Origin of the sequence: Glutamicibacter sp. NPDC127525 (assembly GCF_042672105.1) — a bacterium.
Lineage (GTDB): Bacteria > Actinomycetota > Actinomycetes > Actinomycetales > Micrococcaceae > Glutamicibacter.
In genome coordinates this window covers 829073-843175 of sequence record NZ_JBHXVN010000001.1, presented here as the reverse complement: position 1 = coordinate 843175, position 14103 = coordinate 829073, and the positions used below count along the sequence as shown (strand labels likewise).

Below are 14103 nucleotides of genomic sequence, written 5' to 3'. Positions count from 1 at the left end.
CTACGCTGATTTGGCTTCCGGGGCGGCTGGACAGTTGCCCAGGGCCTGCGTAGTCTCCGATTTCCCGGGCTCCGGCTGCGAGAGCTCCAAGCCGTAGAGGGTTTCCAGGGCCGAGACGTATTCGCCGGTGCGGCCTTCGCCTGCCAGTTCGCGGGCACGCACGGTAGGCACATGCAAAAGCTGGCGCACCATGCGGCGCATGGCCAGCTCGACTTCCTCGGCCGCGGCGCTGCAGCCGTGCTGGGCACGGACCTTCGCGATCTCGGCATCCAGAACGGCTTTGGTGTGCTGGCGCAGCGCGACAATCGCGAAGTCGGCCTCGCGTTCACGCTGAGCGGCGGCAAATTCTGCGGTGGCGTTCTTGACGATGCGGCTAGCCGCGTGAACGGCCATGGCCTGCTCGGTCGGGGCGGCCATGCGCACCGATTCCAAGGTAATCAGTTCAACATCGGGCAGTTCGACCATGGTCGGATCGAAGTCGTGGGTGAGCGCCATGTCGATGGCGATCAGCGGGTGCTTCTTCACGCGCAGCGCTTCAAGCTCTGCACGGGCCAACTGGTGACCGCCGCCGGAGCAGCCAACGATGATGTCAGCTTCGCGCAGGGCCTGCGGCAGCAATTCGTCGCTGAGCGGGAAACCGCCGCGCTTCGCGGTGAAATCTGCGGCGCGCCCGGAATGCGAGTAAACCGAAATGCGCTGGACGCCGCGTTCCTTGAGCAACGCCATGGTGGCGCCAGCGTAGGAACCGGTGCCAAAGAGCACAACATCCTGCTCGGACCAGTCGCGGCCTTCAGTGGCCAGTTCTTCGGCCAGATCGAGGGCCACCGAAACCACGGACTTGCCCTGGGTGCCAAGGTCGGTATTCGAACCGACATCCTTGGCCGCGCGGGTGGCGTTCTGGAACAGGCGGGTGAGGTTGCTGGTTGTGGTCTTCTCTTGCTGCGCCTGGGTCAGTGCTCGACGCACCTGGCCAGCGATTTCGCGTTCGCCGACAACGGCCGAGTCCAGTCCGGCGCCTACGGAGAAGAGGTGCTCAACTACCGGGTCGCCTTCCAGCGTGGTGAGACGGCGGGCCAGGAATTCGGGGGAGAGGTCGGTGCTTGCTGCCAGCTCGTTGACCAGATGTTCTGCTGCGTCCTCCACGTGGTCCACGTCTGCGTAGACTTCGAAGCGGTTGCAGGTGGCCAGCACGACGGCGCCATTGATAGCCGCCGAACCGTTAACGGAGGCAGCTGCCAGCCCGTCGGCCGAAGCACTGATTTGTGCGACGGTCTCCAGATCGAGCTGGGAATGCGATGCGACAAGAGATAAGAAAACCACAGTGACCCCAGAATAGGCCGGAAAATACCGGCAGACAACGCAGGTGTGCCTAAATCCGCATGGTTCCAAGGGGTTAGTTTGCTCACCTTCCCCTGCGGGCGAACGCAGTAAATGGGCTTTTAATCTGAAGAGTTGGCAGAATTGGGGCATGACCCTGTCGCAGAACCATCCGTTGATTGATGGACGTACCCAAGATTCCGCTTTGATCCACGCTTTGACCGGCAAGAAGCCGTCGCATCACCCGGTGTGGTTCATGCGCCAGGCTGGCCGTTCGCTGCCTGAATACCTGAAGCTGCGTGAAGGAGTGAGCATGCTCGACTCCTGCCTTGACCCTGCCATGGCCAGCGAGATCACCTTGCAGCCGGTGCGCCGCCACAAGGTGGACGCCGGCATCTTCTTCTCGGACATCGTCATCCCGCTGCGCCTTGCAGGCATTGGCGTGGACATCGTGCCAGGCGTTGGCCCGGTGCTGGACACCCCGATTCGCACCAGGGAGCAGGTAGCTGCCCTTCCGGAGCTGACGGACGAGTCGCTGGAACCCATCCGCGAAGCCGTGCGCTTGACCGTGGCCGAGCTGGGCAAGACCCCGCTGATCGGTTTCGCCGGTGCGCCATTCACCGTGGCCGCCTACATGGTCGAGGGCAAGCCAAGCCGCGACCACCTGGGCCCGCGCACCATGATGCACACCGACCCGGATGTCTGGGACGGACTGATGACCTGGGCTGCCGACGCCTCGGGCAAGTTCCTGCGGGCGCAGGTTGAAGCCGGCGCCTCGGCCGCGCAGCTCTTCGACTCCTGGGCTGGTTCGCTCTCGCTTCCGGACTACCAGAAGCACGTCGCCCCGTACTCGGTGAAGTCCCTGGACTACGTCCGCGACCTGGGCGTGCCGTTGATCCACTTCGGAACCGGCACCGGCGAACTGCTCACCGCCATGCGCGATGCTGGCGTGGATACCGTGGGCGTGGATTACCGCATCCCGCTGGAAACCGCGATTGAACGCTTGGGCCAGGACGTTTCGGTCCAGGGCAACATCGACCCGGCGTTGCTCGATGCCCCGTGGGAAGTCCTCGAGGCGCACGTGCGCGAAGTGGTTGCAGCAGGCAAGAAGGCCCGCGGACATGTGGTGAACCTGGGCCATGGCGTTCCGCCAACCACCGACCCAACCGTGTTGACCCGTGTGGTGGAGCTCATTCACTCGCTGTAATTCAACAGGTCTAAGCTAGGTTTAACGCTGTGTTCCAACTGGCCCTCGAGGCCATGGGCAGGGAACAGGGCATCGGCATATTGTGAAGGTAGAAGGTGCTAGGCACGTGAGCAAGGAACAGCGCAATCTGCGCGCAGGGGATTCAGCTGAAGCCACCGGCGCGTCCAAACCGCGACGCGATATTGCCAACGATGCCGCAGCGCATGCCTTGCGCCTGCTGGAAAAGGTGCGCAGCGCCAGCGAAGCACGCCTAGCGAAGAGCGAATCGGCCGATCAGGCCCAGAAACCATTGGCCCCGCATGCGGTGGTGATCGGTGGCGGCATCGCCGGCCTGGTCGCTGCCCGTGAACTTCGCCAGACCGGACACGAAGTGACCGTGCTGGAAGCAACCGCGAACTTCGGTGGCTGCGTGCGCACCACCGAAGTTGCCGGCATGGAGATTGATGCTGGCGCGGAATCCTTCGCCCTGCGTGGCGGCATTGTTTCCTCCTACCTCGACGAGCTGGATCTAGGCGGGCAGATCGCCAGGACCTCCGGAGAGCGGGCCTGGCTCATCCAGGGGGAAGAGCAGGAAATTCATGCTCACCAGATGCCTGCCACCGCAATGCTGGGCATCCCGGGCAATGTGCGCACCGACGAGGTGCGCGGCATCATTGGCCGACCGGCCACCGTGCGTGCCGCAGCGGATCTGATCACGCCCATGAACAAGAAGTGGGCCACGGAGAACCTGACCATCGCTGAAGTGGTCCGTTCCCGCATGGGACAGGCGGTACTGGACCAGCTGGTGGCCCCGGTCATCAACGGCGTCTATTCCACCGACCCTGCCAAGATTTCCATTGACGCCGCCGCGCCTGGCCTGCGCCAAGCCATGCAGGAGACCGGTTCGCTGGCCCGCGCCGTCACCCGGCTGCAGGCTTCGGCTCCGGCTGGTTCCCGTGTGGCTGGCCTCAACGGCGGCATGTACACCATGGTCGAAGCCCTGGTGTCCCAGCTGGAGCAGGCTGGCGTTGCGCTGGTGCGCAATTCGCCGGTGACCTCCTTGCGCCACGATGCGCAGTCGCCAACTCCGTATGCAGTCACGACCTTGGGCCATGAACTGCTCGCTGACCGGGTAGTTCTCGCGACGCCGGCCGAGCCGGCACTGGACCTGCTGAACCCCCTGCTGGCACCAGAAGAGCGGATCGCCGGCGAAAGCGGTGCCAATGCCATTGCCTTGGCGATCCTGGTGGTCGATAAGCCGGAACTCGATGATGCCCCGCGCGGATCGGGTGTGCTGGTCTCCAGGAACGCCCCGCTGACGGCCAAGGCGCTGACCCATTCCACGGCCAAGTGGCCCTGGCTCGCCGCAGAGACCGGCCCTGGCACCCACGTACTGCGACTGTCCTTTGGACGAATCGGCGAACATGAGCAACTTGTCGAATCCGGAGATGATTCAGCTCTCATCGACCAGGCAATCAAAGATGCTTCAAAGATTCTCGGTGTTCAATTGCATCTTGATGATGTCTTGGGAAGCACCGTTTCACGCTTCAGCGACATGGTTCCGCTGCAGGGCCAGGCCGCTACCACGCGCCGCGCGCAACTGCAGCGCAGCCTGTCGGGCTTCGAAGGGCTCGATGTGGTTGGCGCATGGATTGCCGGCACCGGACTGGCGCGAGTTATCGCCCAAGCCCGCAGTGCCGTCGCGATCAGCGCCCGCTAACCGCACCCGGGCCAACTATCCTGGACTTTTGTCCGAAACCAGATCAAGGAGAATATCAAGTGAGCAACGCACCGGAGCATAATTCCCCAGTAATTCGTGAACGCGAAAATGCAGGAGAAAACCCGACGTTCTTCTACACTCTCTGGACCATTTTCAAGCGTTCGGAAATTGTCGAGCGTTCCGAGGCTGCTGCCGCTGAATTCGATGCGCTGGTCGCCGAGCTGGCCGCCGAAGGCGCCACCGTGCGCGGCATCTACGACGTTTCGGCCATGCGCGAGGACGCTGACGTGATGTTCTGGGTGCACGGGCCATCGGCCCAGCTGCTGCAGGCATCGATGCGCAAGATCCGCCGTTCGGCCCTGCTGGCCGGCACCGAAATCGTTTACTCCACCATGGCCGTGCACCGTGAAGCGGAATTCGCCAAGGACCACTCGCCAGCGTTCGCGCGCGGCCTGGATCCGAAGGAATGGATGACCGTTTACCCATTCGTCCGCTCCACCGAGTGGTACACCCTGGATCCGGCGGCCCGCGGCAAGATGCTGCGCGACCACGGCATCCTGGGCCGCGAATTCCCGAACGTGCTGGCCAACACCGTAGCGGCCTTCTCCTTCGGCGACTACGAATGGCAGATCTGCCTCGAAGCCGACGACATGATCGATCTCGTCGACATGATGCGCCACCTGCGCTACACCGAAGCTCGCCACCATGTGCGTGAGGAGACTCCGTTCTACACCGGCCGCCGCATCTCGGCAGCTGAAGCGCTAGAGGTACTGAAGTGAGCCAGGCCTTTGACCCCCGCGAGGGATATGACCGCAACGGCCAGATGATTCCCAAGTCCTACGATGCCATCTTGCTGGCATCCTTCGGCGGACCGGAAGGGCAGGATGATGTCATCCCGTTCCTGCGCAAGGTCACCGAGGGCCGCGGCATCCCTGACGAGCGCCTGGAAGAAGTTGCGGTGCACTACCGCAAGAACGGCGGCGTCTCGCCAATCAACGCGCAGAACCGTGCACTGAAGGCCGCGCTGGAGGCAGAGCTGGCTACCCGCGGCATCGACCTGCCCATTTACTGGGGCAACCGCAACTGGCACCCGTTTATCGACGACACCCTCAAGCAGCTGGCTGCCGACGGCCACCGCAAGGTGCTGCTTATGGGCACCGGCGCCTACTCCGGCTACTCGGCCTGCCGCCAGTACCGCGAGGATGCGGGCATGGGCCTAGTCAACACCGGGCTGGACGGTGTGGTGGAAGTGGACAAGCTGCGCCAGTTCTTCGACACTCCTGCCTTCGTGACGCCCTTTGCGCAGTCCTTGCGTTCCTCGCTGGCCAATGTGCGTGCGCAGCTGGCCGAAGCGGGCAAGGAAGACGGGGCGATCAAGATCGTCTTCGTCACCCACTCCATTCCGATGGCCGACGCCGAGGCCGCAGGACCCGAAGGTATCCGGGCCGCAGGCTACGGGAATCTCTACACCAGCCAGCACCAGGCGGTGGCCAACTACATCCTGTCCCAGGTGGAGGAGGCCAAGGGCCTGGAGCACAGCCTGGTCTACCAGTCCCGCTCCGGGGCACCGCATGTGCCATGGCTGGAACCGGATATCAACGACGCGCTGGAAGAGGATGCCGCAGCCGGTGTCGCCGGCGTCGTGGTCGTGCCCATCGGCTTCATCTCGGACCACATGGAAGTCATGTGGGATCTGGATACCGAAGCCAAGGACAGCTGCGCCCAACTGGGCCTGGCCTTTGACCGCGTCGCCACCCCGGGCACCCACCAGGCGTTCATCTCCGGACTGGTGGACTTGGTCGAAGAACGCCTGGCCGGCCCCGATGGCAAGGCCCTGCGCGCCGGCCGCACCTCGGTTCTCGAATGCGGCCCATGGTTTGATGTCTGCCGTCCGGGCTGCTGCGAGAAGCGCGCCCTGGACGGAACCTTGCGCCCGACCATCGGCGCAGTCGATTCAGAAGTTGGTGTACCCCAGCCATGACCGAAGCATTTCGCGTAGGAACGCGCGGCAGCGCGCTGGCGACCACCCAGACCGGATGGGCCGCGCAGAAGCTGGCCGGGATTTCCGGGTTGGCCGCGCAGACCGTGCTGGTCAAGACCGAAGGCGATGTGGTGACCGGCTCGCTGGCCACCCTCGGAGGCACCGGCGTCTTCGCCGCCGCGCTGCGCCAGCACCTGCTCGATTCCGGCTGCGACCTGGCCGTGCACTCGCTCAAGGACCTGCCCACTGCGCAGCCCGAGGGCCTGGTCCTGGCCTCGATCCCGCCGCGCGAGGATGTCCGCGATGCCCTGTGCTCGCGCGACTCGCTGGGCTTGGACCAGCTGCCCCAGGGTGCGAAGATCGGTACCGGTTCGCCGCGCCGTGCAGCCCAGCTGCTGGCCTACCGCAGCGACTTCGAGATTGTCGATATCCGCGGCAACGTCCCCACCCGCTTAGGCCGGGTCAAGGGTGTCGGGAAGACGCTGGATGATGGCAGCGTGGGCCGCGGCACCCAGGGTGACCTGGACGCGGTGATCCTGGCAGCTGCCGGGATGCGCCGCCTGGGCTTGGACAAGCACATCACCGAGTACCTGGATCCCTCCATCATGCTGCCCGCCCCGGGCCAGGGCGCCTTGGCGCTGGAAACCCGTACCGCGGGCACCGGCCACGGCGCATTGGATGCGGCTCTGGCGCAGTTCGATGATGCCGCCACCCGCATGCAGGTGGAGGCCGAACGTGCGCTGCTCTCCGAATTGGAAGCCGGCTGTGCTGCCCCGATTGGCGCCTTGGCCCATATCGAGGGCGATGAGCTGGTCCTCGAAGCGGTGGCCTGCAACCCCGATGGCTCGCAGACCATGCGCCGCAGTGCGCGGATCTCCTGCAGCACGGCGGATGCAGCACAGCAGCTGGGCCGTTCGCTGGCGCAGTCGATGATCGCTGATGGCGCTGCCGTAGTTGCCGGGCTGGCCTAGTTCCGGACCATGGCTTATCAAGCACTGATCCTGCGCAACCCGGCACGTGCCGCGGCCACCGTGCAGGAATTCGATCGGCTGGGCATCACCTCGTGGTGCGCCCAGCTGATCGAAACTGTTTGGCCCGCCGACCGCAGCGCATTGCAGCGCATGGCCAGCGATCTGGTCGCCGGAGACTACTCCTGGCTGGTCTTCACCTCGGTGAATACCGTCAAGGTGGTGCAGCAGGTGCTGGCTGGAGCGCTCCTGCCGGAGCAGCTGCGTCTGGCCTCGGTTGGAGAGAAGTCCACCGAGGCCATCAAGCGGCACTTGGGCCGCAGCGTGGACTTCGAAGCTGAAGAGCAATCGGCTGCCGGCATGCTTGCGGCATGGATCCCTGAGCCGGGTGCCAGGATCTGCTATCCGCACGGCGATCTGGCCAGCTCCACGCTGGCTGATGGGCTGAGCAAATACCCGGTGCAGGTCAACGAATTCATTGCCTATGAAACCGTGGATGCCCCGGCGCCCGGCACCCCGGTCTCTGAGCCGGAAGCGGCAGCCGGACTCAACGTCCTACCGGCGAACCGGATCGGTGACAGACTGGAAGAACAGGATTTGGTGGTCTTCTCGGCGCCCAGCGTGGTCCGCCGCTTCGTGCAGCTGGCAGGGACGCAGCTGCCCGGGAAGCTGCAGACCATCGCGATTGGCCATCCAACGGCCCGGGCTATGGAGCGTGCCGGGCTGCCGGTGCATGCCGTGGCCTCCGCTCCCACCCCGCAGGGCCTGGCCCGTGCGGCCCAAGATTTGCTCCGGCACCGGTAACTCCGGGACCGGAAGTGTGCACAACGGAATAAGAAGTTATGAGAACTGGAGAAAGAGGAGCCATGGGTTTCCCTCAGCATCGCCCGCGCCGGTTGCGGCAGAATCCTGCCATCCGCCGCCTGGTGGCAGAAAATGAGCTTTCGGCACGCCAACTGATCTTGCCTGCCTTCGTGCGCGAGGGACTGGTCGAACCCAACGAGATCACCTCCATGCCGGGGGTCTACCAGCACACCATGGACTCGCTGAAGGCTGCCGCGGCGTACGCGGCCGAGCTGGGGCTGGGTGGCATCATGCTCTTTGGCATCCCGGAAGTACGCGACGAGAACGGCTCGGCCGGTCTGGACCCGCAGGGCATCTTGAACCGCGGCATTGCCGCGGTGCGCGCCGAGGTAGGCGATGAACTGGTGGTCATGTCCGATGTCTGTCTGGATGAATTCACCTCGCACGGCCATTGCGGCGTGCTCGATGCCCAGGGCAACGTGGATAACGATGCCACCTTGGAAATCTACGGTCAGATGGCCGTGGCCCAGGCCGAAGCCGGCGCCCACATGCTGGGCCCGTCGGGCATGATGGACGGCCAGATCGGTGTCATCCGCCAGGCACTGGATGCTGCCGGGCGCCAGGATGTCTCCATCCTCGCCTACAGCGCCAAGTACGCCAGCGCTTTCTACGGCCCGTTCCGCGAGGCAGTGGACTCCCAGCTGGTGGGGGACCGCCGCACCTACCAGATGGATTCGGCCAACCGCAGCGAAGCGGTGCTGGAAGCTGAACTGGATATTGCCGAAGGCGCGGACATGATCATGGTCAAGCCGGCCATGAGCTACCTGGATATCGTGCGCGATATTGCCGATATTTCCCCAGTTCCAGTCTCCGCCTACCAGATTTCCGGCGAGTACTCGATGATCGAGGCCGCCGCCGCCAACGGCTGGATTGACCGCAAGGCGTCCGTGCTTGAATCGCTGCTGTCGATCAAGCGCTCCGGTGCCCAGCAGATCCTCACCTACTATGCAGCCGAAGTTGCCGGCTGGCTCAAGGAAGGCAAGTAATAACATGTCGAACTCTGAAAAGCTTTTCGCCGAAGCCCGCGAAGTCATGCCAGGTGGCGTGAACTCCCCGGTGCGCGCCTTCGGTTCGGTCGGCGGTGTTCCTCCATTCATGGTCGGTGCCAAGGGCGCATACCTGACCGACGCCGACGGCAAGGAGTATGTCGACCTGGTGTGCTCATGGGGTCCGGCACTGCTGGGCCACGCCCACCCGGAGATCCAGGCTGCCGTGCACGCGGCCGTGGACCGCGGTTTGTCCTTCGGCGCATCCACTCCGGATGAGGCCAAGCTCGGCGCGCTGATCAAGTCCCGCATGGGCGGGGTGGAACGCGTGCGCATGGTCTCCACCGGCACCGAAGCCACCATGACCGCCGTCCGCCTGGCCCGCGGCTACACCGGCCGTGACCTTGTCATCAAGTTCTCCGGCTGCTACCACGGCCACCTCGATGGCCTGCTGGCCGACGCCGGCTCGGGTGTTGCCACCCTGGCCTTGCCAGATTCCGCCGGCGTGACCGCTGCCACGGCAGCAGAGACCTTGGTGCTGCCCTATAACGACCGCGCCGCCATCGAGGCGGCCTTCGCCGAGCACGGTGCGAATATCGCTGCGGTGATTACCGAATCTGCTCCGTGCAACATGGGTGTCGTAGTTCCAGAGGACGGATTCAACAAGTTCCTGAAGGAAACTACCGCCAAGCACGGCGCGCTGCTGATCCTCGACGAGGTCCTCACCGGCTTCCGCGCTTCCTCATCGGGCTACTGGGGCCTGACCGGCAAGGAAGAGGGCTGGAACGCAGACCTCTACACCTTCGGCAAGGTCATCGGCGGCGGTTTGCCCACCGCGGCCCTGGGCGGACGCGCTGAGGTCATGGACTACCTGGCACCATTGGGTCCGGTCTACCAGGCAGGCACGCTGTCGGGCAACCCGGTAGCGATGGCTGCCGGCATCGCCCAGCTGACCCACGCGACCGAGGACGTCTACGCGCACCTGGCCAAGCAGTCCGAGGCGCTGCAGGGTGCCATCACCGAATCCTTCAATGCTGCTGGCCTGGACCACTCGATCCAGCGCGCCGGTACCTTGTTCTCGGTAGCTTTCGGCACCTCCGAAAGGGGAGTGCGCAACTACGCTGACGCGCAGGGGCAGGAAGCCTTCCGCTATGCACCGTTCTTCCACTCGATGCTGGACTCCGGGGTGTACCTGCCGCCAAGCGTCTTCGAAGCATGGTTCGTCTCGGCGGCCCATGATGATGCCGCAATGGAGAAGATCTTCGCGGCCCTCCCAGCAGCTGCCCGGGCCGCTGCGGCCGCCACGGCCTAATTGCAGGCTCCCGAGGGCAACAGCCAGGGCCAGGCAGGCACCGTGAGGTGCTTGCCTGGCCCTGGCTCATTTAAGCCTGGAAAGACGGTGGGAAACGGAACTGCCCGAGTTCCGTATACGGAACTCGGGCAGTCAAGGTTCAAGCGTTCGGGAATGCCCCGTGGCTGGAAACCGGATTAGAAAGCGGCGATAACGCTGCCGTCGGTCCAGGTCTTCTCGATGTAATCGCGGACCTCATCGGAGTGCAACAGCTCTTCGAGCTTCGCAACAGCCGGGGTCTCTTCGCCGTCGCGCCAGGTCAGGAAGTTGGCGTTGGGGTTGTTCGCGCCCGACTCCTGGGCAAGCATCTCTGCTTTGTCCAGCTTGGCCTGGACGATGTAGTTGCCGTTGATGACCGCCAAGCCGATGGAATCATCGGACTTGTAGTACTGGACGACCTGCTCGGCGTTGGCGTCAGTGATTTCGAGGTTCAGCGGGTTCTTGTCCGCGTTGCCGTTGACGGTCAGCAGGGAATCATCATCGCTGAGGTTCTGCAGCAGCCCTGCTTCTTCCAGGACGCGCATGCCGCGGATCTGATTCACCGGGTCGTTGTTCAGCAGTACCTTGGTGCCTTCTGCGACGTCCTTGGCGTCCTTGAACTTCTTCGAGAAGACGGTCATTGGCTCCACATGAACGCCAGCGCCGTGCGCGAACTCGTAGCCCTTTTCCTTCATCTCGGTAGCCAGGTAGGCCTCGGTCTGGAAGTAGTTGGCATCCAGCGAGCCGTCGGCAAGTCCGGTGTTCGGGGTGACGTAGTCATCGATCTCCATGACTTCCAAGTCGATGCCGGCTTCCTTCGCCAAGTTCTCATCGATGAAGTTCAGGATGTCTGCCTGTGGGACCGGGCTGGCGCCTACCTTGATAACCGTAGGGTTTGCCGGATCCAGGGTCGCTGCAGCATCAGCAGTTGGTTCGCTGCTGCCGCAAGCAGTCAGGGCGAATGCGGTGGCAACACCGGTGATGGCGAGTGCGAGTTTCTTGCGCATAACTTGTCTTTCCTTAGGTAGAGCCGTGAGGCACGATGCGAGTGGATTTGCCGTGTCCTCAGCGGTTCCACGGCTCCGCCGGATAGACCGGCGGAAGTTTTGACTAGCGGTGATCGACCTTGCGGGCGATCGCATCACCGATGACCTGCACCAGCTGGACCATGATCACGATAATCACGATGGTCGCAAGCATGATGGGCATGTTGTAGCGGACGTAGCCGTAGTTGTAGGCCAGACGACCCAAACCGCCACCGCCTACCAAGCCAGCCATCGCGGAGTAGCCGATCAAGGTCACCAGAGTGGTGGTGACGGCCGAAATGATGCCGGGCATGGCTTCAGGCACCAGGACCTTGCGAATGGTTTGCAGCTTGGTGGAACCCATCACCAGCGCGGCATCGACCTTGCCAGCGGAAACATCGCGCAAGGCGGTTTCCACCAGGCGGGCGAAAAATGGGACCGTGCCGATGGTCAAAGAGACCGAGGCAGCGATCGGGCCCAGCGCGGTGCCGATGAGCATCGCGGCGAACGGAATCAGGGCGACCATTAAGATGGCGAACGGGACGGAACGGGTGATGTTCACGATCACCGTGGAGAGAATCGCGTTTAGCCAGCGGACCGGCGCCAGTCCGCCTTTGCCAGTGACATGCAGCAAGATACCCAGCAGCAGTCCGATGATCACGGTGATCACACCTGAGATCAAGACCATCTGCAGGGTTTCGACGGTCGCTTGGCCTACGGCCTTGAGTACGGTGGGGGTGAAGAAATCCATTGCTTACTTGGCTCCCTTCACGGTTACGGCGATGCCGGTGGACTTCAGGTGGTTCACGATTGCATCCAGATCCGCGTCGGGAGCCAGCTGCAGGCGCAAGTGCGCGTACTGCTGGTTGCCAAGCTGCTCGACCGAACCAGCCAAGACATTGACATCGGTATTGAACAAGCGGGCAATGGAAGAGATGACAGGCTGGGTCGCCTGGCCGCCGGTGTAGAGCAGGTCCAGGATCGGTCCTTCGCCCTCGATGCGTGGTGCGTCGCCCGGAAGCGGGAGCAACGTGGAAGCCAAAGTGCCTTCGGCGTTGGTGATGACCTGTTCGATATTGCCGTGCTCCACGATCTTGCCGCCTTCCAGCAGCGAAACGGAATCGCAGGCTTGCTTCACGACGTGCATTTCGTGGGTAATGATCAGCACGGTGATGTTCAACCGATCGCGCAGCTTCTTGACCAAATCGAGGATTTCATCGGTGGTCTTCGGATCCAAGGCACTGGTCGGCTCATCACAGAGCAGGACATCCGGATCGGTGGCCAGCGCCCGGGCGATACCAACGCGCTGGCGCTGGCCACCGGAAAGCTGGGATGGGTACCCTTTGGCGAACCTGGTCAGGCCCACGAGCTCCAGGAGTTCAGCGACCTTGGCATCAATTTCGGCTTTGGGCATGCCACCAAGCTCCAGCGGGTATGCCACATTCTGCTCGGTGGTGCGCGAGTCGAAGAGGTTCGCGTGCTGGAAAACCATGCCAATTCGACGTCGCGCATTCCGTAACTCGTCGGTGCTGACGTTGGTCAGCTCCTTGCCGTTAACGGCAACGGTTCCGGATGTGGGCTGGTCGAGCAAGGTCAAGCAACGGACGAGAGTGGATTTACCCGCTCCGGAATGTCCGACGATGCCATGAATTTTCCCGGTAGGGACTTCAAGGCTGACACCATCAAGGGCAACAACATCCTTGCCGTCTTGCTGGTAGACCTTGCGCAGGTCACTGACTGTGATCACTAGGCGTGTTCCTTCAGATTCTCAAAGGGTGTAGAGAGTACCCTCCATTGAATCATCATCGAACAAAATCGCCCGAATCAAGGGGAAATTACAGTCAAGATTCTTAGTATGAGGCCTTAATGGGGGAGCCTTCGAATATAATTTGTTGATTTGTGACAGAAAATGAACGATTGGCTTCCGCATGGTGGTCGCGAGGCCTGTTGACCCCATGTGAAACGGGGCACAAGAAGCTGATTATTTCAATCTTTACGACTCGGTGATAGGCCAAGCGCCGTCGACAACAGCTTCAGGCTTCGTCTTGCGCAAGTATTTCTGGAAACTTTCTGCCTGTTCTTTCGCCCAACCGATCTGCCAGCCGTGCAGCACCATCGGATCTACTTGCAACTGCGGATAGCGTTCGCCCAGCTGGCGAGCGACCTCGACGCAGGCAACTGCATCGGCCAACGAGGTGTGCGCATTTTCGAGGACTACACCGTAGAACTCGCAAGCCGCCGCAAGGGTGCGCTTCCCCTTGCGGAACTTGTCAACCTGCTTGTCGATGATGAACGGATCGATCACATTGCCCGGGAAAAACGGCTCAAGGTCGTAGCGAACGGCTTCGCTGTAGAGCACTGAGAAATCGTACGAAGCATTAAAAGCAACGATTGGCGCTTGCTCCGAGGCGAACTTCAGCAAATTCAAGATCTCCTGAACGGACTGTTTCGCCGGGGCACCGTCGGCGCGGGCTTTCTCGGTGGAGATTCCGTGAACTGCGGCCGCGGCCTCTGGAATCTCGACCCCGGGGTTTACCAGCCACTCGCGGTTGTTCACCACTTTGCCATCGGCATCCAGCAAGACAACCGATGCCGTAACGATGCGTGCAGTATTGGTATCAACACCAGTGGTTTCCAAATCAAAGCCAATTGCCAGGCCCTTGTGCCATTCAGTCATGGATATAACGCTACAGCCAAGGCGGGACAGGACGGCCCTGCGAATTGCG

13 protein-coding genes are annotated in these 14103 nt (G+C 62.8%); 8 read left to right on the top strand and 5 right to left on the bottom strand.

From position 1 onward, the window contains the following. Positions 1-1320: a glutamyl-tRNA reductase gene (locus ACFVHU_RS03840; protein WP_105657516.1), complete on the bottom strand. Its 1320-nt coding sequence runs from the start codon at positions 1318-1320 to the stop codon at positions 1-3. 148 nt (positions 1321-1468) lie between these two features. On the opposite strand from ACFVHU_RS03840, the gene hemE reads away from it, so the two are divergent. From hemE to hemL, 8 genes are all read left to right on the top strand, one after another. After that, on the top strand, positions 1469-2524 hold the full coding sequence (hemE, locus tag ACFVHU_RS03835) for a uroporphyrinogen decarboxylase (RefSeq protein ID WP_332594821.1): 1056 nt from the start codon (positions 1469-1471) through the stop codon (positions 2522-2524). Positions 2525-2630: 106 nt separating this feature from the next. Further along, positions 2631-4223, top strand: a complete 1593-nt coding sequence (gene hemG, locus ACFVHU_RS03830; RefSeq protein ID WP_388022559.1) for a protoporphyrinogen oxidase — start codon at positions 2631-2633, stop codon at positions 4221-4223. A gap of 92 nt (positions 4224-4315) precedes the next feature. Beyond that, a complete protein-coding gene (gene hemQ, locus ACFVHU_RS03825; RefSeq protein WP_105657676.1) occupies positions 4316-5002 on the top strand; it encodes a hydrogen peroxide-dependent heme synthase in 687 nt (228 codons plus the stop codon). Next, positions 4999-6204, top strand: a complete 1206-nt coding sequence (locus ACFVHU_RS03820; RefSeq protein WP_133833702.1) for a ferrochelatase — start codon at positions 4999-5001, stop codon at positions 6202-6204. Before hemQ ends, ACFVHU_RS03820 begins: the two co-directional genes overlap by 4 nt. Beyond that, on the top strand, positions 6201-7175 hold the full coding sequence (gene hemC / locus ACFVHU_RS03815) for a hydroxymethylbilane synthase (RefSeq protein WP_133833703.1): 975 nt from the start codon (positions 6201-6203) through the stop codon (positions 7173-7175). Before ACFVHU_RS03820 ends, hemC begins: the two co-directional genes overlap by 4 nt. Positions 7176-7184: 9 nt before the next feature. Then, complete coding sequence (locus ACFVHU_RS03810) at positions 7185-7976, top strand: uroporphyrinogen-III synthase (RefSeq protein ID WP_388022555.1); 792 nt, start codon at positions 7185-7187, stop codon at positions 7974-7976. Positions 7977-8038: 62 nt separating this feature from the next. Next, a complete protein-coding gene (gene hemB / locus ACFVHU_RS03805) occupies positions 8039-9022 on the top strand; it encodes a porphobilinogen synthase (RefSeq protein ID WP_105657510.1) in 984 nt (327 codons plus the stop codon). A 4-nt stretch (positions 9023-9026) separates the two neighbouring features. Further along, the gene (gene hemL, locus ACFVHU_RS03800) at positions 9027-10334 is read left to right on the top strand and encodes a glutamate-1-semialdehyde 2,1-aminomutase (protein WP_388022553.1); all 1308 of its coding nucleotides are present in this window, start codon (positions 9027-9029) and stop codon (positions 10332-10334) included. 176 nt (positions 10335-10510) lie between these two features. Here hemL and ACFVHU_RS03795 read toward each other — a convergent pair whose 3' ends face one another. The 4 genes from ACFVHU_RS03795 to ACFVHU_RS03780 all read right to left on the bottom strand — a co-directional run bounded on the left by ACFVHU_RS03795 (position 10511) and on the right by ACFVHU_RS03780 (position 14054). Next, on the bottom strand, positions 10511-11359 hold the full coding sequence (locus ACFVHU_RS03795; protein ID WP_105657508.1) for a MetQ/NlpA family ABC transporter substrate-binding protein: 849 nt from the start codon (positions 11357-11359) through the stop codon (positions 10511-10513). A gap of 103 nt (positions 11360-11462) precedes the next feature. Further along, positions 11463-12128: a methionine ABC transporter permease gene (locus tag ACFVHU_RS03790; protein WP_105657507.1), complete on the bottom strand. Its 666-nt coding sequence runs from the start codon at positions 12126-12128 to the stop codon at positions 11463-11465. A gap of 3 nt (positions 12129-12131) precedes the next feature. Continuing rightward, complete coding sequence (locus tag ACFVHU_RS03785) at positions 12132-13124, bottom strand: methionine ABC transporter ATP-binding protein (RefSeq protein ID WP_105657506.1); 993 nt, start codon at positions 13122-13124, stop codon at positions 12132-12134. A 246-nt stretch (positions 13125-13370) separates the two neighbouring features. Beyond that, the gene (locus ACFVHU_RS03780; RefSeq protein WP_105657505.1) at positions 13371-14054 is read right to left on the bottom strand and encodes a 3'-5' exonuclease; all 684 of its coding nucleotides are present in this window, start codon (positions 14052-14054) and stop codon (positions 13371-13373) included. Positions 14055-14103: the final 49 nt, after the last annotated feature.